19 protein-coding genes are annotated in these 23,145 nt (G+C 60.9%); 10 read left to right on the top strand and 9 right to left on the bottom strand.

The window, feature by feature from the left end; all coding sequences use genetic code 11:
• The 3 genes from AC1DZU_RS33000 to AC1DZU_RS33010 all read right to left on the bottom strand — a co-directional run.
• The coding region (locus tag AC1DZU_RS33000) for a hypothetical protein (protein WP_477291310.1) at nt 1-869 on the bottom strand (869 nt) is incomplete at its 3' end.
• A 41-nt stretch (nt 870-910) separates the two neighbouring features.
• Entirely contained in the window at nt 911-1,483 is a 573-nt protein-coding gene (locus tag AC1DZU_RS33005; RefSeq protein ID WP_477291312.1) for a hypothetical protein, read from the bottom strand.
• A gap of 308 nt (nt 1,484-1,791) precedes the next feature.
• A complete protein-coding gene (locus AC1DZU_RS33010) occupies nt 1,792-2,502 on the bottom strand; it encodes a response regulator transcription factor (RefSeq protein WP_477291314.1) in 711 nt (236 codons plus the stop codon).
• A gap of 279 nt (nt 2,503-2,781) precedes the next feature.
• Between AC1DZU_RS33010 and AC1DZU_RS33015 the strand changes: the two genes are divergently transcribed.
• Both AC1DZU_RS33015 and AC1DZU_RS33020 read left to right on the top strand, forming a co-directional pair.
• A complete protein-coding gene (locus AC1DZU_RS33015) occupies nt 2,782-4,950 on the top strand; it encodes an adenylate/guanylate cyclase domain-containing protein (protein WP_477291316.1) in 2,169 nt (722 codons plus the stop codon).
• 178 nt (nt 4,951-5,128) lie between these two features.
• Nucleotides 5,129-5,533 (top strand): LysR family transcriptional regulator, encoded by a 405-nt coding sequence (locus AC1DZU_RS33020; protein ID WP_477291318.1) that lies wholly within the window; start codon nt 5,129-5,131, stop codon nt 5,531-5,533.
• A 90-nt stretch (nt 5,534-5,623) separates the two neighbouring features.
• On the opposite strand, the gene AC1DZU_RS33025 is transcribed toward AC1DZU_RS33020, so the two are convergent.
• The 3 genes from AC1DZU_RS33025 to AC1DZU_RS33035 form a co-directional block, all read right to left on the bottom strand.
• Nucleotides 5,624-6,907 (bottom strand): adenylate/guanylate cyclase domain-containing protein, encoded by a 1,284-nt coding sequence (locus AC1DZU_RS33025; RefSeq protein ID WP_477291320.1) that lies wholly within the window; start codon nt 6,905-6,907, stop codon nt 5,624-5,626.
• A gap of 66 nt (nt 6,908-6,973) precedes the next feature.
• Nucleotides 6,974-8,323, bottom strand: a complete 1,350-nt coding sequence (locus AC1DZU_RS33030) for a tetratricopeptide repeat protein (RefSeq protein WP_477291321.1) — start codon at nt 8,321-8,323, stop codon at nt 6,974-6,976.
• 259 nt (nt 8,324-8,582) lie between these two features.
• On the bottom strand, nt 8,583-10,364 hold the full coding sequence (locus AC1DZU_RS33035) for a B12-binding domain-containing radical SAM protein (RefSeq protein WP_477291323.1): 1,782 nt from the start codon (nt 10,362-10,364) through the stop codon (nt 8,583-8,585).
• A 1,263-nt stretch (nt 10,365-11,627) separates the two neighbouring features.
• On the opposite strand from AC1DZU_RS33035, the gene AC1DZU_RS33040 reads away from it, so the two are divergent.
• On the top strand, nt 11,628-12,782 hold the full coding sequence (locus tag AC1DZU_RS33040) for a sulfite oxidase (protein WP_477291371.1): 1,155 nt from the start codon (nt 11,628-11,630) through the stop codon (nt 12,780-12,782).
• Nucleotides 12,783-13,297: 515 nt separating this feature from the next.
• The gene (locus AC1DZU_RS33045) at nt 13,298-14,341 is read left to right on the top strand and encodes an MBL fold metallo-hydrolase (RefSeq protein WP_477291325.1); all 1,044 of its coding nucleotides are present in this window, start codon (nt 13,298-13,300) and stop codon (nt 14,339-14,341) included.
• A 15-nt stretch (nt 14,342-14,356) separates the two neighbouring features.
• Here AC1DZU_RS33045 and AC1DZU_RS33050 read toward each other — a convergent pair whose 3' ends face one another.
• On the bottom strand, nt 14,357-15,304 hold the full coding sequence (locus tag AC1DZU_RS33050) for a LysR family transcriptional regulator (RefSeq protein WP_477291327.1): 948 nt from the start codon (nt 15,302-15,304) through the stop codon (nt 14,357-14,359).
• A gap of 158 nt (nt 15,305-15,462) precedes the next feature.
• On the opposite strand from AC1DZU_RS33050, the gene AC1DZU_RS33055 reads away from it, so the two are divergent.
• The 5 genes from AC1DZU_RS33055 to AC1DZU_RS33075 all read left to right on the top strand — a co-directional run bounded on the left by AC1DZU_RS33055 (nt 15,463) and on the right by AC1DZU_RS33075 (nt 19,819).
• Nucleotides 15,463-16,209 (top strand): RraA family protein, encoded by a 747-nt coding sequence (locus AC1DZU_RS33055; RefSeq protein ID WP_477291329.1) that lies wholly within the window; start codon nt 15,463-15,465, stop codon nt 16,207-16,209.
• The gene (locus AC1DZU_RS33060) at nt 16,202-17,212 is read left to right on the top strand and encodes a D-2-hydroxyacid dehydrogenase family protein (protein ID WP_477291331.1); all 1,011 of its coding nucleotides are present in this window, start codon (nt 16,202-16,204) and stop codon (nt 17,210-17,212) included. The genes AC1DZU_RS33055 and AC1DZU_RS33060 overlap by 8 nt, the downstream gene beginning before the upstream one ends.
• Nucleotide 17,213: 1 nt before the next feature.
• A complete protein-coding gene (locus tag AC1DZU_RS33065; RefSeq protein ID WP_477291333.1) occupies nt 17,214-18,002 on the top strand; it encodes an SDR family oxidoreductase in 789 nt (262 codons plus the stop codon).
• 37 nt (nt 18,003-18,039) lie between these two features.
• Nucleotides 18,040-19,350: an MFS transporter gene (locus AC1DZU_RS33070; RefSeq protein ID WP_477291335.1), complete on the top strand. Its 1,311-nt coding sequence runs from the start codon at nt 18,040-18,042 to the stop codon at nt 19,348-19,350.
• Between the two features lie 82 nt (nt 19,351-19,432).
• Nucleotides 19,433-19,819: a RidA family protein gene (locus AC1DZU_RS33075; protein ID WP_477291337.1), complete on the top strand. Its 387-nt coding sequence runs from the start codon at nt 19,433-19,435 to the stop codon at nt 19,817-19,819.
• Nucleotides 19,820-19,840: 21 nt separating this feature from the next.
• On the opposite strand, the gene AC1DZU_RS33080 is transcribed toward AC1DZU_RS33075, so the two are convergent.
• Nucleotides 19,841-20,356 carry a MarR family winged helix-turn-helix transcriptional regulator gene (locus AC1DZU_RS33080; protein ID WP_477291339.1) on the bottom strand — a complete coding sequence of 172 codons (516 nt, stop codon included), beginning with the start codon at nt 20,354-20,356 and terminating at the stop codon, nt 19,841-19,843.
• 91 nt (nt 20,357-20,447) lie between these two features.
• Between AC1DZU_RS33080 and AC1DZU_RS33085 the strand changes: the two genes are divergently transcribed.
• Nucleotides 20,448-21,911, top strand: coding sequence for an MFS transporter (locus tag AC1DZU_RS33085; RefSeq protein ID WP_477291341.1), 1,464 nt, complete (start codon nt 20,448-20,450; stop codon nt 21,909-21,911).
• 417 nt (nt 21,912-22,328) lie between these two features.
• Here AC1DZU_RS33085 and AC1DZU_RS33090 read toward each other — a convergent pair whose 3' ends face one another.
• Nucleotides 22,329-23,144: an oxidoreductase gene (locus AC1DZU_RS33090; RefSeq protein WP_477291343.1), complete on the bottom strand. Its 816-nt coding sequence runs from the start codon at nt 23,142-23,144 to the stop codon at nt 22,329-22,331.
• Nucleotide 23,145 lies beyond the last annotated feature (1 nt).

The raw sequence follows: 23,145 nt of genomic DNA on the forward strand, positions 1-23,145 counted from the left end.
TTTTGCGCAAAGCCAGTTGGGCTCAGATCGGTGCTGACATTGGTGACACCGGCAAACAGCCCCACCACCCCCGCCGCGGTCGTGTCGTTCGCATCCGCCTGGACGCCCGCGGTCTCGTCATGCGCCACCGTGGGAGCGCCCTGGACGATGCCCGCCGTCGGGCCGTCGTCTTCGATCACGATCTGCTGGCCGACGAACTCCGAGGCGGAGTTGGATGTCACGATGCCGAAGCCGCCGATGTCGAAAGTGTTGTTGTCGTTGCCGGGATCGCTATCCGCGTTGCTGATGTTTTCGATCAGCACCCGATTATGGGTTCCGCTTGTCGTCCACTGCACCGTGTCGCCGCTGCTTAGGCCTGTGATGATCAAGTCGCCGTTGGCGTCGATCGAGGCGGCCGGAGTATATTGCGTATTGCCTGTCTTGACGACGACGTTGGTCAGCGCGAACGACGTGATGGCGACGTGCGTGTCGTTGGTGAGTCCGTCGACGAAATTCACTCCAGACTCCGCGGCTGTGGTGAAGGCAGAGATCTTGACGGTCACGGGTCCGATGCCCGGATTGGTCTGGTTGACGGTGAAGGATGCTCCCGTCGCACTGACGACATTCTGGAAGTCGATGTTGGCTTCGACATCGGCCTCGTTCTGGTCCAGATTCGGCACGAGGACGTTCGTGTTCGTGCCCGAGACGTAGGTGATGTACGCTCCCTCGGTGGGGTTGATCGCGTTGCCGTTGACGCCGAACGAGGTGGTGCTGCCGGCCTGGCTGATATTGAGTACATCCTTGGTCGAGATGTTTCCGCCCTGGGACTGGTTCAAGGGATCTTTCCCTATCACCACGATCTGGGTGGAGTTTGGATCGCCGAAGGTCATGAACAGGTTGCTGCCGGAGGGCGCTCCGGCAAAGCCGAAGTTCAGCGTCTCGCTCGCCGCGAGCTTGAGGGTGTTGCCGAGATCGACCGCGTCATCCGGTTGGGGTTGCCGCCATGGGAGATCGGAACATAGGTGACGATGTTGAAGGTCACCTGGTCGCTGGTCCCGCTGGCGTTCATCACGTCCTGCTTGAAGACGACAAAGGCGATCGCGTCCAGATTGTTGACAATGCCGTTGCCATCGCTGTCATAGCGACCGATCACGGTGTTGTTCCCATCGGCGAAGAGCAGAATATCCTTGCCGCCGAGGGTGTTGAGCCCGCTATCGTCGCCATTGAGGGTGCCGCCGTTGCCGTCGGTGAACGTAGTGCCGACGAGCTGGGAGCCGGCGGTGGCGTTGACGGTGACTGAATTTGTCTTGGTCGCGACGCCGATGCTGGTCGGGAACGCGGAATTCAGGCCGAGAGTCGACTCGAGATAGGTCCGGAACGAGGCCGGCAAAGCGGAGTACGCGACATCGGTATCCGTAAAGGCATCGTCGACGTTGTCGCCGGTTTGCAGCCCGGTGGTCTGGTCGTTGACGGCCTCGTCGTTGAGAATAAAGCTGATGGTCATTGCTGTGCTCCCCTATCGCATGATGGGGGCCCAGCCCCCAGATGCCGGATGCCGCCACCCAAGTGCATCCACTGGCCCACTGAATTTGCGGCCTTCAATCCTTCAATGTGCCGCCAATGAAGAGGGCGCGTCCATTCCCGGTTCGATAGTGTTATGGTGAATGCCCGTACCTGATCGAACGGTATATATCCTTCGATAGATCAGGCCGGCGTGGGCGCTGCCGACGATCGCGACGGCATCGAGGCCGATGCCGTCAGGCGGCTTTCGTTTTGTAGCCGCACCCTGTCGATGCCAGCGGAAAGCGATGATCAGAGCAGACCGGTTCCTGGACGCTCGGCGCCCTTGCCATGCGCCACCCAGGCCAGTTCAGCCCGGCCGTCGAGATGCAGCTTCTCGTAGACATGATGCAGGTGCATCTTCACCGTGCCTTCGGATACATGCAGCTGTTGCGCGATGGTCTTGTTGCGCAATCCGCGCGAGACGAGATCGGCGATTTCGGTCTCCCGCCCGGTGAGCCTGGACGTCGGCTGGTGCTGCGGTTCTGGCATCAGCAGTTGCTGGACGATCTTGTTGTCGATCCATTTCTTGCCTGCCGCCACCGCATTCACGCATTCGAGAAGATAGCGATGGCTGATCCCGTCCAGAAGCAGGCCGTCGCCGTCGAGCGCCTGGATCTCCTTGATGTCGAGCCTGCCGTTCGGCTGCACGATGAAGATTATGCCGAGAGCGCTGTCGCAGGCCTTCAGTCGGGAGGAAATACCGGCCATGCGCGGGTCCGCAATATCCAGGCCGACGATGACGATATCGGGCCGATGGCGCTCCACATTGGGGACAATGTCGACAGGGCGGCGGCACTGGGCGACGACATCGTGCCCAGCCTTCCGCAGAACCCATTCCAGACCGGCGAGATACACCCCCCGCGGGTCCGCGACAACCAAGGTCGACATGCGAACACCGTCCGGAAAAAACGCAACCAACTTACCCAATACCCGTAAATCAGGAAACCAGAGCTTAGGCATGTTGTCAAGTAAACACTAATATACCTTCGGCTATAATATAAACCCGAGGCTGTCAGGCGATCGTCGCGGACATGGCCACGGGCCATAGACCAGGCTGACGCCGCAGGATGGTGCGGCAAGTGCATTCCGACGACGATGGGGGTCCGAGGTCGTGGACGCTATGCTCGCAACCGCTGACACAACTCCCCATGAGTTCGCAGCGCAGCTCATGTCTGGAGAGGTCGGTCGTTTCAATTCAGTATGACCAGGTCTATACTCCATGGGGGACAGGCCAGATCGATGGACCGCAAGCTTTCCGCCATTCTCGCCGCCGATGTTGTGGGCTATTCCACCCAGATGGAACGCGACGAGGCCGGCACGTTCGAGCGCCTTCGTGCTGGACGCAAGGAACTGTTCGAGCCCGAGATTGCCCGCCACCACGGCCACATCTTCAAGCTGTTAGGCGATGGACTGCTGGCCGAATTCGGCAGCGTCGTCGACGCGGTCGAATGTGCCGTGTCGTTGCAGCGCGGCCTGGTGGAACGCAACGCCGCCGTTTCCGAAGACCATCGGATTCGCGTCAGGATCGGGATCAATCTCGGCGAGGTGATTGTCGAGGGCGAGGACCGGTATGGCGAGGGCGTCAACGTCGCTGCCAGGCTTCAACAGCTAGCGGAACCTGGCGGCATCTGCGTCTCAGGAAAGGTCGCCAAAGAGGTCGAGAAGAAGTTGGCTTTCGGCTTTGAGCCGATGGGCGAACAGAAGCTGAAGAACATCGCCGAACTGGTTCAGGCATACCGGGTGCTGCTCGATCCCGCAGTGGCGGGAAAGCCTAGGGATGATGTCAATCGACACCCACGTTTCTGGCGCAATCTGGCCGTCTCTGTTGGGGTCTTTGTGGTCGCGGTCGGCCTTGCAGCAGCCTGGTGGCGACCGTGGGAGCCGACGATTCGGCCCGTCGCTTTGGAGGCCAGCGCGAAGGCCGATGCCCGGCCGTCCCTCGTCGTGCTTCCATTTGACAATCTCAGCGACGACAAGGCGCAAGGCTATCTGGCAGACGGTTTCACCGAAGACCTGACCACAGAACTTGCACGCATACCGGGCCTGTTCGTCGTGTCGCGAAACGCGGCTTCCGCCTACAAGGGCAAGGAGACTAAACCCGCAGAGATCGCCGCAGCGCTTGGCGTCCGGTACATACTGGAGGGCTCTATACGTCGGGTCGGCGACGACATGCGTATCAACGCTCAATTGGTCGACGGCTCGACCACCGGTCATCTCTGGGCGGAACGTTTCGACGGCCAGTGGGCGGATGTCTTTGCGCTGCAGGACAAGGTCGTCGCCAGCATCGCAGGCGCGCTCAAGCTCCGTCTCGTCAGCGCCCAAGGTAAGGCAGACTTCGCGGGAGGCACGCGCAATCCCGCAGCCTACGAAGCTTACCTCCAGGGCATGGAAATCTACAATCGTCGCAATACTCCAGACGAGTTTGCACAGGCGGTGAAGTTTTTCCAGCAGGCGCTGGAACTCGATCCGAATTTCGGCGCGGCGGCCGCCTCGCTCGCATGGGCCTATTGGGACATGGACGGGCCGCGGGGTAAAGCATTAGTCGTTTCGGACATCGGTGCGCTGTACAACGTCTACAAGTATCTGGGGGAGGCGGCCAAGCATCCTTCGCCGTCCTACTATCAGCTCGTCGCCAGTTTGCTGGTTCGCGAGCACCGGTCCGACGAGGCAGTCGCGGTTATGTTCAAGGCAGTGGCGCTCGACCCGAGCGATCCCCTGAACTATGTCGGGCTGGCAGAAGCCCTGAATTTCAATGGCAGGCCGGACGAGGCGCGCGATTATCTCGTCGCCGCCAACCGTGTCGATCCAGGCGGCAATGACCATCGGCACTACCAGGCCGGGCTGGCTGAATTTGGCCAGGGTCGTTTCGAGGAAGCCGTCGACTACCTTGAAAGGATCGATCTCCAATCACCCGATCCATGGCCGAAATTCTACGGCCTGCAGGTGTTGGTTTCGGCCTACGCACATCTCGGGCGCAGCGACCAGGTCGCGGCCTATAGCGACAGGCTAAGGAACGTCATGCTGGAACGAAAGGATGGAGGGGCAAATCAGCTGGTCACGCAGAGGTATTTTGTGTTCAAGAACCCGGCTGACATCGGGCGTCTGCTGGACGGCCTGGACAAGGCCGGTCTGCCGGAGTTGCCGGAACAGGTCGATCTGGATGCGAAGGACCGGCTTAGCGGTTCGGAGATCAGGTCGCTCATCCTCGGTCGTGACCTGCGCGGGGGAGGCGCATGGATAGACAAAGGAACCAGCTGGGTGCAGCAGAACTTCCTATGCGACGCCATTCCGAAAGTTCAGACAACCTGCGGCGCGATCTTCCGCAATCCTGCCGGGACGCCGGAGCGACACAACGAGTACACGGCAGTCTTCCGTTTCGATCGTTTTGAGTTTTCGACCGTCAAATAAGACCGCCCGGGACCTGCCGGCGAATATCAGAGCGGTTCGCGATTTGCTCCTACAGGCCAAAGGTCGCGTTCAAGTCACCCCTGTGCCTGCAATGGCATCGTTCGTCGGCATCGTTCGTCCGGCGCGTTGGAAACGATGTTAGTGTGCATGCGAGGCATAATGAAAACGGGAAGGTCTCATGAGTTTCGATGATATGGACCTCAATTTGCTCAGAGTGTTCGATGTGATGATGCGTGAAAGGAGCGTAACGCGCGCAGCCAGCGAATTGGGCAGAACTCAATCAGCTGTAAGTCATTCCCTATCAAAGCTTCGGTATCTCTTGAAGGATGAACTGTTTACGAGAGATGGTGGCGAGATGCGGCCAACTCCTCGGGCAGTGGGAGCGGACGGGGTCGCGTTGGGTTGCGCGGGCATGGCCGAGTTTGCGTCCGCCCTTCAGCGCAAGCACGATATTCCCGTGGTGGACGGAGTCGGCGCTGCAGTCGGTCTTGCGGAGACCCTGATACGTTGCGGCCTCGCGCCTTCCAAACGTGGCGTGTGGGCCATGCCGGCGCGCGCGAAGGGGCTGGACAGGTTCGAATGACCCTGAGCGAGTCCTCGCAAGGCGTGCGTCCAACCGGGAATATGACCGCGTGCTCAACGCCGATGTCAAAGGCATGGCTCCCAGCCGCGTTCAGGCACCTGACCTCCCGTTGAGAAAAAAGAGCGGCATCGGCCCCTTTCCCTTGACGTCGACTATGCCGCGCTCCTCGAAGCGATAGCGCCCGCCCAGGAGGCTCATGACCTCCGACGTGATTTGGATGCGCCCCGGCAGTCCCAAGGACTCCATCCGCGCGGCCACGTTGATAGTATCTCCCCAAACGTCGTAAAATGGCTTTCTGCGCCCGATCACACCGGCGATCGCTGGTCCGGCATGGAAGCCTATGCGCACCGACACGTCCTCCCCGAACTCCTCGGTCAACCTTTCTGCTGCCTTAATCATGTCGAGCGCCATGTCCGCAACAGCGGACGTGTGATCGCCGCCGCTTACCGGCAGCCCTCCGGCCACCATGTAGGAATCGCCGATCGTCTTGATCTTCTCGAGACCGTGCTTTTCCGCGAGAGCATCGAACTCGCCGAACACGCGCTCAAGGAACCTGACGGTAGCGTCCGGCTTGCGGGTCGCCGTGCGCGGCGTAAAGTCGACGACGTCAGCGAAAAGCACAGTGATCAAGTCGAACTCGTCTGCGATGACGCGGTCAGGCTGGGCCTTCAGCCTGGCCGCGATCGAACGCGGCAACAGGCTCTGGAGAAGCATCTCCGAACGCGCATGCTCGCGTTCCAGCGCGGCCTCGGCGCGCTCCGTCGCACGGAATGACGCGAACGTGAACAACGCGAGAACCGTTTGAAGCGCGGCCATCACAAGGATGAAAATGCTGTCGCTGTAGTCGAGGTCCAGCGGTTCCCTGAACGGGATGCGCAGTTGGGGCAGCAGAGGCCTTTCCACTACGGCGTACATGGGAACGGTAAACTCGACCGTCAGGAAAACGGCGAGGCACGCAACGCTGACGGCCGCCATCCCCCACGGTCGCCGCGTTCCGTACAGGACCGGCATCACGGGGCCAATGCTCAGCAGGAAATAATGCAGCCCGGCGTACCTTCCGATCTGAATCGGAAGAGCGGTCGCAAAAACGAAAACGATGAGTACGAACAGGCTGGCAGCAAGCCCGTAGTGACGCTTGGTCAGCAGTGCCACAATAGCGAACGCGACCGCTAACGACAGCTCCCAAACACGGAAGCGCAGCATGGCGCCGTAGGGATTGAAGCTGGTCTCGTGAATGAAGAAGAGCAGGGCAATGAGCGACGTGCCTGCCGAAACGATGGCCAGCACCTGCGCACGTCTGGCAGAAAGCGAATCTCCAAGGTCAGGAAGAAGGCCGGCTAGCTTGGCAAGCAAGGCTCGGAGCGGCGCGAGCATAGCGGCTCCGTGAGCTGCTGGCCTACTAATTTTCCCCCACTCCTGCAAACGGTGCCAGGTCGCCATCTATCGAAAGCTCATCTTCCTTAGCCAGACAGCGATTTCGGCCTTGTCCTCGGGCATCGCGCGGCCGGTTCTGTAGAGCCAATCGAGATTGCCCTGCGACCATTGGTTGCCCGCCTTAATGGCCTTGCGATACCACTCGGCCGCTGCGGCGTTGTCGAGCGGCACGCCAAATCCGCTTTCGTACATCCAGCCGATATCGTTCATCGCCAGCAGGCTCCCATTGGCCGCCGCCTTGCGGTACCAGAACTGCGCCTTGTCGTAGTCGATTTCGGTGTTCACCCCATTCAGGTAGCGCCGCCCCAGTTCCGCCTGAGCGTCCGTGTAGTCCTGCTCCGCCGCCTTGGTCAGCCAGTAGATGGCCTTGCTATCGTCCTGCGGCACTCCGTTGCCGTCGGAATAGATGAGGCCAAGGTCGGACTGCGCGACGTCGTAGCCTTGCTCCGCCGCTTTGACCAACCACTGCGCGCCTGTCTCCTGGTCAGACTCGACGCCCACGCCTCGATAGTACGTGACAGCCAACCTGTGCTGCCCCACAGGGTCGCCCTGGGCGGACGACTTCCTGAACCAGACGAACGCCTGCGCTTCATCTTTGGGCAGCCATTCCCCCTCCTGCAAAATGTCTCCGAGGTCCGCTTGCGCTCTGGAATTCCCGCCCTCGGCTGCTTTCCGCAGCCATTCCATGGCTTTCGGTACGTTCTTGGAGGTACCCGCGCCGTGGAAATAAGCCAGGCTTAGGTTCTGTTGGCCGTCGCGGTCCCCGAGTTCCGCAGATTTCGAGAACCATGTGAAGGCTGTCGGCTGATCTTTGGCGACGCCTCGTCCTTCGCGGTACATCCAACCCACGCCATTCTCGGCTTCGGCAACACCCTGTTCTGCCATGGCCTTCATGAGGCGGAAGGCAGCCGCCTCATCCTTCTCCATGCCGATACCTTCGAACCGGGCCCAGACAAGCTCGGTGCGAGCGGCGGAACTCCCTCCGTCCGCCGCCTTTGTCATCCAATGCAGGTAGAGCGCTTCGTCCTTCGGCGTACCCAGGCCCTTGAGATAACAATTGGCGAGATTCTGTTGTCCGTAAAGATACCCCTTCTCGGCAGACTGCCGAAACAGCTCGATCGCTTTCGCAAAATCCTGCTCGACGCCAAGTCCGTATCGATAGGAATGCCCCAAACGGTTCAATGCTGCGGGATCGCCCTGTTTGGCCAGGGGTTCAATGAGTCCGTCCGCACCAGCGTAGTCGCCGCTATCCCAAAGCGTCTGGGCATCCTCTAGCGGTCCGGCAGGGCCGCTGAAGGAAAGCAAGCTAGCTACCATCGCGAGTCCAAAAGCAAGGAACAGCTTCGCAGTCTTCATCTTGCGAAATCCCCTTCGGGCCGAAGAATCTTAGGATATTTGCAAACGAACCGGAAAGGCCAAAGAGAATGGCGGCCTCGACTTGAGGATGGTCGCTTCTCGCACCGAGATGCGGAGGTTTGCGAGGCGCGCTGGCGTATCAACTTCGAAGCCACATGCAACCTGTCCTCGATCCCCTCGAAATATCGCCCTGGCTCGCCATGCCCTACAGCAAAAGGCGATCCGGCGGGTCATCGACGTTCCTCACCAAGCCTTGCTGTCAGGCGGCATGACGGCCCCTCGTCAATCCCGCGACCTTCTTGGTGTGCGTTACTGCTGCGTCGCCGCCAGTCGTCTTTGTGAAAAGATCAAGTGTCTCGTCGCCGTCATCACCGACCGGCATGAGCGCCTGATCCATGTAATCCTTTGATGCAGAATTTCGCGAGATCGCACGTGCCGCTACCATAAGACGCACAATTGTGTTGGCGAGCACGGCGTGTTTCCGAAGAGTTTCCCATATGAATCGAGGCCAGAAGTACCAAGGGTTTTCGCGGGGCATGCCGGGGCGCCGCTCCGACGGCCGCTTGAGACGCAGAAGACCAGTTTGCAACGGATGCACCTTCTCGAGAGGGACTACGGTTGCGAACGTCACGAGGAGCTTGACCAGACTGCCGAGTGGAACGCCAGTCGCGACCGCACGGCGCAACAGCGTACGCATATGCTTGGGCGTGTAGTAGAGCGACCATGCTTCCTGGTAGATGCTCTCCCATTCCTGGCTGGTCATTCTCGGATGTGCTGTGCAGACATGCTCAAGGTCGTAGACGTTGAGATCGGAGTCCATCTCGACCCGCTTCCTCCAAAGGCTCTGATGGTCCTCCGATCCCGGCAGCGGCGTCAGGTTAAAAAACTCTATTATGTCGAGAGGGAGCTCTTCCTGTATGATCGCGATATCGCGTCTGATCGTCTCGGGCGTGTCCGACGGAAAGCCGAGAATATAGCCCGCCAAAGTCATGATGCCCTGTGCCTTCCAGGCGAGCAGCATCTTACGGTATTCGGTAATCTTGTTCTGCCGCTTTTTGGCCGCAGCGAGATTGTCCGGATTGACGTTCTCCAAGCCAATGAAGACGCGCGTAACACCAGCTCGCTTCGCCTTCTCCACGAAGTTCTCGATCTTGTGGCACAGCGTGTCCACTTGGATCATGAGGCCGAGAGGGATGCCGTCCTTCTCACGCAACGAGATAAGGCGGTCGAAAATCGCTTCCCATTCCCTGTTGCGCGCGAAATTGTCGTCAGTGATGAAGAACTTGTGGACCCCCTGCGTCCAGTTCATCCGCACCAGCTTCTCCACATCATCTGCGGAGCGGAAGCGTGATTTTCGACCTTGCACGTTGATGATGGTGCAGAACGAGCATTGATAGGGGCAGCCGCGACCCGCATCGAAACTCGTGCTGAGGCCCATAGTGTGTTCGACGTACTGTTTGGGAAGGAACGGTACCGGCGAGCCCTCAATGCCGGGCATGTCCTTCAGGAAATCGTATAGCGGCGCCAGCTGGCCTGATGCTGCGTCGCGCAGTACCGCTTCGAATCTGCCTTCGGCCTCGCCTGCAAACATGGAAATGCCCATTTCTCGGCAAGCGTCGAGTTCGACCGCGCGCCCGTCCAGCATGGCCAGGCATCCCGAGACATGGAAGCCGCCCATCGCGACGGCCATTTTCGCGTCGCGGAAGGGTCGAGCAATATCGAGCGCGCGGGGATACTGATTCGACTGGACGCCAATCAGAGCGATCATTCCGAAATTGTCGTGCTGCCGGAGCTTCGCCAACAGCGCCGGAATATCGACCCGCGTGTTGGTCTCGTCGATCGCCATGATGTCGATGGCAACGTCTGAACCGAGGATTTCGCGATCCGCACAATCGGCGGCGATGCCATAGACAGCGGCGAGCGAATTCGACGGAATCATCGCTCGCCACCAGCGAATGACGTATCCGTCGTCGTCGTAGTGCGATGGCTTTATCAGGATGAGCTGGAAGCGTCGGCCCCCAGCTTTTGGAGAAGCGGACAAAACACATATCCTCACGATCAAAGCCGAAAGTAACACACAGGATTACGCCTGTCGCGTTGCGAGGTCACAATTACTAAGGGGCGGGCCGATGTTGCCGCTTCAACTCACAGGTGAAGAGGGCGCAGGCCGTGTCGCACCACGGCGCAATCTCCACCGAAGAGCCAGCACCTAATGCAGGCCCAACATAAGTACAGTGTTGCGCTTGGCCTTCGTGCCATCTTGCCTAAGTACGGATCCAGCAAGCGTCTTTACACCTTTCAAGGTCGCCTTGGCTGTGGTCATGACCTTCCCGGTAACTGGGGAATTCTTGCTGCCAGATGGTTTTTTCGAAGCCGTTGGCTTCGCTGATGCCGTTGCTTTCGCCTTGGGTGCAGCAAGCTTTGCCTCGAGGCAGCCGAATGCAAGAACTACTTCGAAAACGCCGGTTACGCTTCCGTCAAAACGTGAAAGGCTCTAACGTAGCGCTTTGGGGCCATTCGCGGAATGTGCAACGGCTGACGTTATGAATGTCTCCTTTACCCGGTCTCAACCCCGTAGGCTGCCTGTCCGCTTCCGGCCCAAACGCGACGTCTGAGTAGTGACTTGGCGATGTCCGTAGGTGGGCAATCCGGACCTAACGTGCGACGGCTAGTTGTGGTCCTTTTTGACAGGCGAGCGAACCGCAAACTGCCCGCAGCAAGGCCGGCGCTAAGGCATTGATATTGCTGTTGCCAAAACCTGGGGATTTTTGGTCCTACTCCCCAGCTTCGGAGAAAGATGGGCATTCGGAGAGCCGTTTGGGCGGGAACGTTGTTTCCGCTCCGCCCGGCTTTCGGCCACACATCCCGGAAACGCTGGGCCTTCGGGAACGCATGGGCGCATCGGAGAATTGTTTGGAATTTGAGGATGGTAGAGGGGGAGCAACTGAGATCCAACCTTACTCGCACTGGTTCCGCGCAAGCTGGCGTCCGCATCATTGTCTTCGCTCTTGAAACCAGGTGCTACCGAGCTCCGACTTTTTGCAGGACCGGGAATCCAGCAGGAATGCCGCAAAGCCACTATCCCGTCCAAGTTGTGGACACTTCAATTTCAAAGGCGCACTCTCCAAGGACGAAACCCAAGCAGAGTTTCGTCCAATGCCTCACATGCTTGAGAAGCCTCACTGATCGCCTGACCTGTCCGGACATCCGGATGGGCAGTCGTTCAATAGCGCCTGTCCGTGATCAGGCTACGGCCCAAAAGGCACGCTGCAGCCCGTTCCGGATCAACTGGGAGGGAAACAGCATGCCTCATCTTCAACGCAGAGAACTTATTCAAGGGAGCGCGGCTCTTGCCGCAATCGCCGCCCTTCATGCCTCGCGGGCTTACGCTTTTCCGACACGGCCCGGCGAGGAAGTCGTCAAATGGCTCGATCAACTGCCACCGAACCCGGTGCCAGAGGTCATCAAGAATCAGATTGTCTGGGAGGACCTCGATTCGTGGGTGACACCCAATGACAAGTTCTTTTCAATCGCGCATTTCAACAGGCCGGTCATCGACGCAGGCACGTGGAAGCTCGAAATCGCCGGCCTGGTCAAAAAGCCGATGGCCCTGACGCTTGTCGATATCAAGGCCCGGCCGCGCGAGGAAGTCACCTTCACAATCGAATGTTCGGGCAATACCGGCCTGCCGTTTTTCAACGGCGGAATCGGCAATGCCCGCTGGGCGGGTACGCCGCTCGCCCCGATCCTGAAGGAGGCCGGGGTCCTCGACAGCGGCATCGAGGTCGTCTTCTGGGGCACAGACGAAGGCGAGATCAAACGAGCCGACGAGGTCACGTTCAAGCAGAATTTCGCGCGTAGCATGTCGCTGGCCGACGCCATGGATCCAAAGAACATCCTTTGCTACGAAATGAACGGAACTTCCTTGCCGGCCGACAACGGCTTCCCGCTGCGGCTGATAGCGCCGGGCTGGTACGGGATCGCGAACGCGAAATGGCTCAAGCGCATCGAGGTGCGCGACCAGCGATTCGAGAGCCGGTTCATGGGACGCGACTACGTCACGGTCCGCGAGGAAGACCATAATGGCGAGACCGTGTGGGCGGAAACCTCCGTCGGACGGGCACGCCTCAAATCGGCGCCGGCTCGGGTGACCCATATCGGCAGCGACTATCGGATCGTCGGAGCCGCCTGGGGTGCGCCGATCGACCGGGTCGAGGTGAAGATCGACGATGGGCCGTGGATGCCGGCGACCGTGGACGGCACCGAAGAGGCGGAGTTCGCCTGGAAGATGTGGTCTCTGGACTGGCCCAAGCCGTCCGCCGGGGAGCACACAGTCACCTCGCGCGCGATCGATAAGAGCGGCAACATTCAGCCGGCCATGAACGATCCGTGGATTGCCAAAAAACACACCTATTGGGAGAGCAACGGACAGGTGACCCGCCGTATTCAGGTCAGTTGACGGCTCGGCGCCGTGAGCGAAGCCGCCTGGAAAGCTGTGTGGCGACCGGATTGAACGCGACCCCGTTGCGCCCGTGGGCATAACCAATTTGCAGTGGTTGAAAACCTATCAGAGAGCGATTTGGTCGGTGTTGCCGAGTGTAGATCCCCAGCTATTGACTACAGACCGCGCCATCGCTCGGCGCCATGGGCGCGTTCCTCGCCACAGAGAAATGTTCGTTTGTGTGGAGTGGTAGCGGGAGAGCGCTACCGCCTTTCCCCCCACTCATCGGATTGCCAGTTTTGGCTTCGCTGCTGCAATTGAGCAAAGTGAGACCATCCTAACTGCGGCAGCGACAAACGGCCGTTATTCAACGGAATTATGATGTTGATCTAAATTCTGAATTGGACGGGGTCTGCCATCTTGGGAAGGGTGCGCACACAAGAGCCCGGCCGAGTCGTGCGGAATTTCGCGTCGACCAAGGTGCCAGCGGTCCGTCCGCAGTGCTCGACAGAACGTAGATAGAGATCCGAAAAATGGTCACCCCCCGAATAACGCTTGATCGCTTGTTCAACGGCAGCAAAGGCTCCGCCCAGCCGGAGGTGAGCAAAAGTGACGCCATCGATCCGGCCCGTCGTTTCTTTTTGGCCGCCGGCTGTTTTTGCCTGGCCTGCGGTTTTACGACGCCTCTTCTTGCGGATGCGCCCATGGTGAAAAGCCAGGCACCCGGGTTTTATCGCCTGGCGGTCGGCGATTTCGAGATAACGGCGCTGTCCGACGGCAGCAATATGCTGCCTGCCACGAAGCTGCTGCAGGGCGACCCGGCTCGGATCGAAGAAGCACTGAAACGCAATTATCTCGACGACCTCATCGAGACCTCCCACAATTGCTTTCTCGTGAACACCGGAGCCAAGCTGGTCTTGATCGACGCTGGTGCAGGCGCGCTGCTGGGGCTAGGCACGGGTCATCTGTTAAGCAATCTGCGCGCGTCGGGGTATCGGCCGGAGCAGATCGATGAGCTTTACCTCACACATCTGCACGCCGATCATGTTGGCGGTCTCATGGTCCAGGGCCAAAGAGCCTTCCCCAATGCGATCGTCCGTGTCGACAAGCGGGATACCGATTACTGGCTAAGCGAGGCAAACATGCGTGCTGCTCCGGCTGAAGCGAAGCGATTCTTTGAGGCCGCCATAGCGTCGATCACGCCATACATGCGCGCTGGCAAGCTCGCCATTTTCGATGGCAACACCGACCTCGTGCCTGGCGTGCGCGCGCAAACAGCATATGGACACACGCCCGGACACACAATGTACGTGGTCGAAAGCAGGGGCGAGAAGATAGTCCTGTGGGGCGACGTCGTGCATGTCGCCGCGGTGCAGTTCAAAGACCCTTCCGTCACCATCCAGTACGATGCGGACGCATCGGAGGCCCAACACGTACACCAACTCGCATTCGCTGATGCGGCGGAGAATGGCTACATAGTGGGCGGTGCGCACATATCGTTTCCTGGGCTGGGCCGCGTGCGCCGCGACGGAGAGAACGCCTACACCTATGTGCCGCTGGATTACAGTCAGGGATAGGCCCCATAAGCCACACTATGTTTGCGTGGCCGGGGCAGCATCTCCAATCGGCGGGCCGTCGAACGGCGATCCGCAGACATCTCCCACCAGCGACCGAAACCATTGGTGGGCAGGGTGGGTGTGCAATCGCTCGTGCCAGATCAGCTTGTAGAGCAGTTTTTCTGTTTCGAACGGCAAGTCGCGCACTACCAGTTCATGCTCATCGGCGATAGCGCGCCACGGTCCGTTGAAGAAGCCAAGCGGGACGCAGGTAAGAAGATCGCTCCGCGCGACAATCCTCAGCGCATCGGCAAAATGATTGACCACGGCGACGATCGTTCTTGTCCGCCCCGTCAGGCTGAGCCAGCCATCCACAAGTCCCAGTTCCAGACCGGATGGAGTTGCCAGCACGTGCGCCGCGGCGGTGAACTGATCGAGGGTCAGGGATTGCGCCAATTCGTGCCCGCCGCGCATGACGCAGACATAGCGATCCGTCCGCAGGCTTTGCACATGCACTTCTCTCGGCAGCGAGGCAAACATGCCCACGGCGCAGTCGAGTGTGCCGCGGCCGATCCCGTCCAGCGACCCCTCATGCGTATGAACGGCAAAGGAAACACGGGCTCGCGGGGATGCGGCCTGTAACTTCAGCGTGATGGCGCTGACACCTTCCATGGCAAGACTGTCCGTGACCGCAACCCGGAAACTGGTCGCATTTGATCCGGGATCGAAGTCGTCGGGGCTGAAAGAGGCACGGATTGCCGTCAGCGAGCGATGAAGCTCGGGCCACATCGCGACCATGCGAGACGTTGGTTGCACGCCGGTCGCCGTCTTGAGGAACAGCTGGTCTTTCGTCAGCTTGCGGGCGCGACGCAACGCGTTGCTGACGGCTGGCTGACTCATCGCCAGGCTCGCGGCCGCGCGTGTGACGTTCCTTTCCAGCATGATGGCCTCAAGGACTGCGATCAGGTTCAGATCGAGGCGCACGTTATTCACCCAGGAAATGATGCTTGTGTCTAATTCTAAATTGGACGGGCTGGCCGCTACAAGCAATCGTGTTTCGAACGAGCCACCGAACACATGCGAGTGAATACGCCCAGGTCGCAACCGGTGATAAAAGCTCCGCACAAACTGGAGGACACGCCATGGATGACGTCGCTTTTGCCGACGTATTGCCGAAACTGACCGGCAAGATCAGCCCTGACCGCATCCGGTTGATGCGAACCCCGCGTCCGCCGCAGCGGCTGATCGACGGGTTCAAGCGGATCGGCGACGCGACGAGCGTTATTTCGGATATTATGGATGAACTGGGCATCACCGGCGCGATTGGCGCATCGCTTCTGAAGCCGACACTGCCCTCGACCTCGATTGTCGGTCCTGCGCTTACGGTGCGCAACATCCTGCAGCGCGAGCATGTCTACGAAACGGCGCGAAACCACGTCAATCGGATGGCGGAATTCGAAGCCCATAATTTGGCATTGCCGGGCGACGTGGTGGTCATTGACGGCGTTGCCGGCGTTTCGAACATGGGCGGAATTTCGGCCCAGACAGGAAAAAGACAGGGCGAGGCGGGCGCGGTCGTCTCCGGTGGCATTCGCGACCTCGGCCATTCGCGGCGGGTCGGATATCCGCTTTGGGCCACCGAGATCACGCCCGTCACCGGCAAATGGCGGATCGAGACCGTGGAGATCAACGGCGATATCCAGATCGCCGGCGTCCGGGTTGCCCCCGGCGATATTGTCGTCGCGGACGAAACCGGTGTCTGTTTCATCCCGATTGCGCGCGCCGCCGAAGTCCTCGCTATGGCGCTGAAGAAGTCAGCTTTTGAATGGGCGAAGTGCGAAGCAATCGACGCCGGTACCGCCGTCGCGGACCTGCCCGGCAATGCATAGAGCGATAGGTCATCCGGTGAAGAAGCTCCGCGTCGCCATCATCAACGATTACCAGGATGTCGTGCGCACGCTCGACTGCTTTTCCAAACTGCAAGGCCATGACGTCACCATCTGGACCGACATTGTCGAGGACATCGACGTTCTGGCAGATCGTCTGGCCGATGCCGATGTCCTTGTGCTGATGCGCGAGCGCACCCGGATCGATGAAAACCTGCTCAGCCGCCTGCCCAAGTTGAAGCTCATCAGCCAGAACGGCCACATCCCCCATATCGACCTGGCGGCCTGCGACAGGCATGGCGTCGTCGTCTCGTCCGCTCTCACAGCGCGCCCGTCCTATTCGACGGTGGAATTCACCTGGGGGCTGATCCTCGCGGCGATGCGCAACATTCCGTTCGAGAGCGCTTCGCTGCGGCAAGGCCATTGGCAGACGACCATTGGGCTCGGCCTGAGAGGCCGTGTCCTGGGCATCTATGGTTTTGGCCGGCTGGGCTCGATGGTCGCACGCATCGGCGTGGCCTTCGGCATGGATGTGCTGGTGTGGGGCCGCGAGGGCTCGCTGGCTCGCGCCAAAGCGGAAGGGTTCAACACCGCGCCGGACAAGGACGCGCTGTTCAGCCTGTCGGATGTCCTCAGCCTGCACCTGCGGCTGAATGCCGACACCAACGGCCTGGTCACATCAGGCGATCTGGCCCTGATGAAACCAACCGCCCTGCTTGTGAACACCAGCCGTGCCGAACTGATCGAGCCGGGGGCCTTGGTGGCGGCACTGACGAATGGCCGCCCCGGAAAGGCGGCCATCGATGTGTTCGAACGCGAGCCGCTCACCAATCCGGACGACGCCTTGCTCAGGCTGCCCAACGCACTGTGCACACCGCATCTCGGCTACGTCGAACGCGACAATTACGAATTCGCCTACGGCAATGCATTCGACCAGATCGTGGCCTTCGCGGCGGGAGCCCCGATCAACGTCCACAGCGCCCATGGCCAGAAACAGGATCACTGAGATGAACCTCGAACTCGACGGCAAGATTGTCCTGATCACCGGGGGCAGCAAGGGCATAGGGCTGGCTTGCGCGCGCGCCTTTGGCCGGGAGGGCGCCCGCGTCGCGATCGTATCGCGCAGCCAGGAAAATCTGGACAACGCCAAGGCAATACTGGCCGCCGAGGGCCTGTCGGTCGCGAGTTTCGCCGCCGACCTGTCGGACGGGCTTGCGGCAGAGGACATGGTCGCAGCGCTCGAGGGACAGGTGGGTCCGATCGCGTCCTTGGTCAATTCGGCCGGCGGCGCCAGGAGAGTTCCTCCGGGCGAGCTGACGCCAGACAAATGGCGCACCGCCATGGACGCGAAATTCTTCACCTACATGAACGTCATGGACTGCGTCCTGCCGCTGATGGTGGCACGGCGCGCCGGCACGATCGTCAACATCGTCGGCACCGGCGGCAAAATCGCATCACCCATGCATTTGCCAGGAGGCGCCGCCAACGCCGCGCTGATGCTCGCCTCGGCGGGACTGGCGGCGGCCTGGGGCTCCGCCGGCGTCAGGGTCAACGTCATCAACCCCGCCGCCACTATGACCGAGCGCCTGCAAATGTCGCTTGAAGTCGAATCCAAAATGACCGGCAAGCCGACGGAAGAGCTGCTGCGGCTAAACGAGCAGCGCATTCCCCTGCAGCGCTACGCAAAACCGGAAGAAGTGGCCGACGCGGCGCTTTTCCTCGCCAGCGCAAGATCCTCCTACGTGACAGGAGCTTCGCTGACCATGGACGGAGGTCTGACGCCACTGGTCGTCTAGCCGGCCCGACAACCAAAAGAAGCGATGGGAGGAAAGAATGTTCACCTGGTACAAGCAGTTGACGGAGCGGGAGCGGAACACCTTCTGGGGCTGCTTCGCTGGCTGGGCCGTGGATGCGATGGACGCGCAGCTCTTCAGCTTCGTGCTGCCAATTCTCATCGCGGCCTGGGGAATGACGACGGCTCAGGCCGGCTATCTGGCCACGGCGACGCTGCTCTCCGCAGCGATCGGCGGGTGGGTCTGCGGATATCTCGCCGACCGTTTCGGCCGTGCCCGCATCATGCAATTCACGATCCTGTGGTTCTGCGCCTTCACCTTCCTTGCCGGTTTTGCGCAGGACTTCCAGCAACTGATGGTTCTGCGCATCCTGCAGGGGCTGGGCTTTGGCGGCGAATGGGCGGCCGGCGCAGTCCTCATGGGCGAGATCATTCGCGCCGAGCATCGCGGCAAGGCCGTGGGCACCGTCCAGAGCGGGTTCGGTGTCGGATGGAGCGCGGCCGCCATTCTGGCGGGCGTGGTTCTGGCCCACCTGCCCCAGGACTATGGCTGGCGGGTGCTGCTGATGATCGGCGTTCTTCCCGGCCTGCTGGTGCTCTATCTGCGCCGCAGAATTGAGGAGCCCGAGGTTTTCGTCAAAACACGCGAGCTTGTCGAGAGGTCCGGAACCCGTCCGGGATTGGGGGCGATATTCCAGCCGGAAACGCTGCGCATTACCGTGCTGTCCTCGTTGTTGGCATTCGGTGTTATTGGCGTCGGCGGCGCCATCGTCAACTGGCTGCCGACGTTCCTGAAGACTGTGCGCGAACTGTCGCCGAGCACTTCGGGCTACTACGTGTTCGTGGTGACTGGCGGCTCGTTTTTCGGATTTCTGACAAGCGCATACCTGGCCGACTATCTTGGGCGGCGGCGGACATTTCAGCTCTTCCTGGTGTGTTCCTGGCTGGTTACCATTGTCTATATGTTCTTGCCGCTATCGGGCTGGCTACTGGTTGTCCTGGGCGCGCCGTTCGGCTTCTTCACGATCGGCAACTATGCGGCGCTGGGGCCGTTCTTCACCGAGCTATTCCCGTCCGCCATTCGCGCCAGCGGCCAGAGTTTCGCGTACAACTCCGGCAAGGCCGCGGGCGCGGCCGCCGTGTCCACTATTGGAATCCTCGCGCAATATGTCAGCCTGGCCGAGGCGATCGGCGTGATTGCGCTGCTGGGTTACGGCATCGCCTTCGCCGCGACCCTTATGCTGCCGGAGACGCGTGGAATTCAACTGACGTCTGGCCCTCTGGCGCCGCGTCCTGACCCCGGCCTTTCCTCCCCGCCCGCGGAGGCCACGGCTTTACAGGCGAGACCGTAGCCAACCCAAGGTCCGACCGGTTGAGACCCCTGCCGTGCCGGAAACATCCCACAGATCAGATGTCGCGGAGGATCAGCAGACCATGCGCAAGAGCATTTCGGTGAAAGGACTGAGCCATCGGCATCCGGTTCCCAACGCCTGCCGGATCGCCAATATGGTGTTCTCCGGGGCGATCCATGGCGTCAATTCGATCACGCACGAGTTGCCAACCGAGATCGCTGATCAATCGGCAAACGTCTTTGCCAACATGCTTGCCATTGTCGAGGCCGCGGGCGGCAGCGCGCGGGATGTCATCAAGGTGGAGATCTATCTCCGCGACAGCCACAACAGGGATGCCGTCAACACGGAATGGATTCGAATGTTTCCCGATCCGGAGTCGCGTCCGGCCCGGCACGTTCGGCCACTGCCGCCGGATAGCCCCTCCCTGGTGCAATGCGAATTCATTGCGGTTATCGAGGAAAGTCCTTGATCCCAGCACAAGGCACCGGAGCTAGACGTCCCGCCGGCGGGTCGAGTCTCGTACCGTGCCGTCGTTGCCTTTCGGCCGCGTCGAGGTAAGGCCGGCTTCGATGGACCGGAGGAGGCCGAGCGCATCATCGAGCCCGCTGGCGTCGCCGCCGGCAGCGGCAGACACAGCGTCGCCCCATTCCTTGCGCACCAGGGCATAGTTTTCGGCCCCGCGCCGCGTGCGATGGACGCTGACGCCGCGGCGATCCGCGGGATCGACATGCCGCTCGATCAGCCCCTTGCCTTCCAGGTCGCGCAGCACCGTGGAGACGTTGGTGCGCTGCAGCCCGGTCGCCGCCGCGATCTGGCTGGGTGTGGCCGACGCCTGCGCCACAAGGTGACGCATCACCATGCCCTCCGATTGCGTAAGCGATAGCGCCCGGTCGTCGCTGTAGCCGCGAAACTGGATCTCGCGGGCGATGATGAGGATCAGGTCGGCCAGATCAGCCCACCGAACCGGTGAGGCCTTGCCCGCCGAGGATTCGCTGTCGGTCTTCATGAGCGGAGTTTACAGCGTCGAAGCAAGTATGTATATGTGCATAATGATTATGTGTACATAACTATCGAGACATAAGCAAATGGAGACTCGCGTGACCCATTCAACAGCCGCCGCCCGCCGGCACTCACCCCGCTCCATGGCCCTTGCCGGAGAGCTGCACGCGGTCGGCGTTTATGTGTTGCTCGCCGGTGCCTTCCTGCCGATCGCCGACTTCTTCATCGTCAACGTGGCGCTGCCGACGATCTCCGCCTCGCTCAAGCCGACACCGGCCGCACTCGAGCTGGTGGTTTCCGTCTATGGCGTGGCCTATGCCGCCATGCTTGTGCTCGGTGGCCGGCTTGGCGACCGCTTCGGCCGCCACACGCTGTTCGTGGTCGGGCTTTCCGGCTTCATCCTGGCGTCGCTGGCCTGCGGCCTGGCGCCGACCATCGACGTGCTGATCGCGGCCCGACTGGTCCAGGGCGCGACGGCGGCGATGCTGGTGCCGCAGGTTCTGGCGACCTTCCAGGCGTCGCTCGCCGGCGAACGCAAGACCCGCGCCATCGCGCTGTACGGCGCGACCTCGGGCATTGCCGCGGTCGTCGGTCAGCTCGCTGGCGGATTGCTGGTGAGCGCCAATCTGTTCGGCACATCGTGGCGGCCGATCTTCCTCATCAACATCCCGCTCGGCATCGCCGTGTTCTTCGCCTCGCGGCTTGTCGTGCCGGCCAGCCGCTCGCCGCACCCGGCCGGCATCGACCTGCCCGGCACCGTGCTTTTCGCCGCCACGCTGACGGCCCTTCTGGTGCCGCTGACCGAAGGCCATGCGCTCGGCTGGCCGGCATGGACATGGGTGATGCTGGCTGGCGCCGTGGTGCTGGCGGTGCTGACCGTGATCGTCGAAAGGGCCGCCGAGGCGCGCGGCGAGGTGCCGTTGCTGCCGCCGTCGCTGCTGAAGCTGCCCTCGATGTCGCGGGGGCTCGCCATGATCACGCTGTTCAGCCTTGGCTTCGGCGCCTTCATGTTCGTCTTCGCACTCACCGTGCAGAACGGACTCGGCGCCAGTCCCCTCCAAAGCGGCCTCGCCATCCTGCCGATGGCGGCCATGTTCTTCATCGGCTCCATGGTCAGCCCGCGCATGATCAGCCGCTTCGGCCGCGGCGCCCTGGCGGCGGGCGGCATCGTGCAGGCGCTTGGACTGGCGCTGTTGATCGGCATCATCGTTTCCGGTTGGCCGAAGGTCAGCCTGGCCGAGATGGCGCTGCCGCTGGTGCTGATCGGCGCCGGACAATCGATGCTGTTTTCAGGCCTGTTCCGGGCCGTGCTGGCGGATGTTCCCGCGCACCTGGCCGGCGTCGGCAGCGGCGTTCTCATCACGCTGCAGCAGTCCGGCTTGGCGCTGGGCGTCGCAACGCTGGGCACGCTCTATCTGGCACTGGAGCCCACGGGCATCGCGCAGGCATTCGGCACCGTCATTGCCATCCAGCTCGCGATCATCCTGATGCTGGTGTTGTTGACCGGCCTGTTGCCGCGCTTCACCAAGCACCAGACCATCGCCCATCCGGTGGAAATATGACCTTCCGACGAAACCGAACTCAGCCGGTTTATCGCCGAAACCAAGCGCAATCTTTGGTGCCACATGCCTGCCTAAGCTGAGTTTGGCTATTCGTCGCGCGCGTGCGGAGCGTTTGCCTGCGGCTGCGTTCAGTCATTACTCTCGTCGACGAGGTCCGTTCAGGCGCGTTTCGACGTCGGCGAGAGTGCTCAGTGCGGCTGACGGTAGCGGATGCCAACGTAACCGATTGATCTTATTGATTAAGTGGTAGCGGGAGAGCGCTACCGCCTTTCCCCCCACTCATCGGATCGGCGGTTTCTGCTCCGTTGTCTAGGGTGAGGAGCCATTTTGAATTGCGCCCTCTACTCAATGTGAACGTTGGTTATCCAATACCAGCATCTGGATTCGAAGACCTCGTTTTGTCTGCAGCCGAAATCGTCAGACCGGCAGCCCGAGCTGCTTTCGCAGGCTCTTGTCGAATGCGGACGCGGGGACGAAACGGCGCAGGAGACTGACCTGGCGCGCCATTTTTCCCGCCGCATAGCGTTTCTTCGGAGCGGGATCGATCGCAGCGGCCAAAATGGTCTTGGCTACCACTTGGGGCGCATCGCCTTTTTCCATCGATTTCCGTACGGCTAAGGTCATGCCGGCGCGCGCGGAGTCGTAGATATCGAGCAACTGGTCGGGGGCGGCGAGATTGTCCTCGAATGACGTACGGGTATAGGCGGGCTCCACCAACGAAACGCGAATGCCGAACGGGCGCAATTCGTGATCGAGCGATTCGGAATAACCCTCGATGGCATGTTTGGTCGACGCGTAAAGCGCGAAATAGGGGGCGGGGATGAACCCCTGTACCGAACTCAAATTGACGATTCTGCCCTTCCCTTGGCGTCGCATTGCCGGCAACACCGCGTTGGTCACGCGAAGGACGCCGAAGACGTTCACGTCGAACAGCGCCTGAGCCTGGGCGGTCGAGGACTCCTCCGCGCCGCCAAACAGACCTATGCCGGCATTGTTGACAAGCAGGTCGATGCGTCCGGCCTTGGCCAGAACGTCATCGACCATTTTCGCAACGGACGCGTCGTCGGTCACGTCGCAGGTCAGCATGGTAACGCTGTCGGATTGGTTGGAGGCTCCACGACGGCTGGTTCCGAATACGCGAAAGCCAGCGCTTAGCAAGGCTTCGGCGGTAGCCCGCCCGATGCCGGAAGATGCCCCTGTCACCAGGGCGACGCCAGGATTGGTCTTGTTCATG

This window comes from Mesorhizobium sp. P2_A12, from assembly GCF_056405075.1.

Bases quoted from the DNA above. Each gene is read 5' to 3' on its own strand.
- AC1DZU_RS33015 (WP_477291316.1), top strand. From the start codon at position 2,782: ATGGACCGCAAGCTTTCCGCCATTCTCGCCGCCGATGTTGTGGGCTAT.
- AC1DZU_RS33020 (WP_477291318.1), top strand. From the start codon at position 5,129: ATGAGTTTCGATGATATGGACCTCAATTTGCTCAGAGTGTTCGATGTG.
- AC1DZU_RS33045 (WP_477291325.1), top strand. From the start codon at position 13,298: ATGGTCACCCCCCGAATAACGCTTGATCGCTTGTTCAACGGCAGCAAA.
- AC1DZU_RS33025 (WP_477291320.1), bottom strand. From the start codon at position 6,907: ATGCTCGCGCCGCTCCGAGCCTTGCTTGCCAAGCTAGCCGGCCTTCTT.
- AC1DZU_RS33005 (WP_477291312.1), bottom strand. From the start codon at position 1,483: ATGACCATCAGCTTTATTCTCAACGACGAGGCCGTCAACGACCAGACC.
- AC1DZU_RS33075 (WP_477291337.1), top strand. From the start codon at position 19,433: ATGCGCAAGAGCATTTCGGTGAAAGGACTGAGCCATCGGCATCCGGTT.
- AC1DZU_RS33070 (WP_477291335.1), top strand. From the start codon at position 18,040: ATGTTCACCTGGTACAAGCAGTTGACGGAGCGGGAGCGGAACACCTTC.
- AC1DZU_RS33030 (WP_477291321.1), bottom strand. From the start codon at position 8,323: ATGAAGACTGCGAAGCTGTTCCTTGCTTTTGGACTCGCGATGGTAGCT.
- AC1DZU_RS33080 (WP_477291339.1), bottom strand. From the start codon at position 20,356: ATGAAGACCGACAGCGAATCCTCGGCGGGCAAGGCCTCACCGGTTCGG.
- AC1DZU_RS33060 (WP_477291331.1), top strand. From the start codon at position 16,202: ATGCATAGAGCGATAGGTCATCCGGTGAAGAAGCTCCGCGTCGCCATC.
- AC1DZU_RS33010 (WP_477291314.1), bottom strand. From the start codon at position 2,502: ATGCCTAAGCTCTGGTTTCCTGATTTACGGGTATTGGGTAAGTTGGTT.
- AC1DZU_RS33055 (WP_477291329.1), top strand. From the start codon at position 15,463: ATGGATGACGTCGCTTTTGCCGACGTATTGCCGAAACTGACCGGCAAG.
- AC1DZU_RS33065 (WP_477291333.1), top strand. From the start codon at position 17,214: ATGAACCTCGAACTCGACGGCAAGATTGTCCTGATCACCGGGGGCAGC.
- AC1DZU_RS33090 (WP_477291343.1), bottom strand. From the start codon at position 23,144: ATGAACAAGACCAATCCTGGCGTCGCCCTGGTGACAGGGGCATCTTCC.
- AC1DZU_RS33040 (WP_477291371.1), top strand. From the start codon at position 11,628: ATGCCTCATCTTCAACGCAGAGAACTTATTCAAGGGAGCGCGGCTCTT.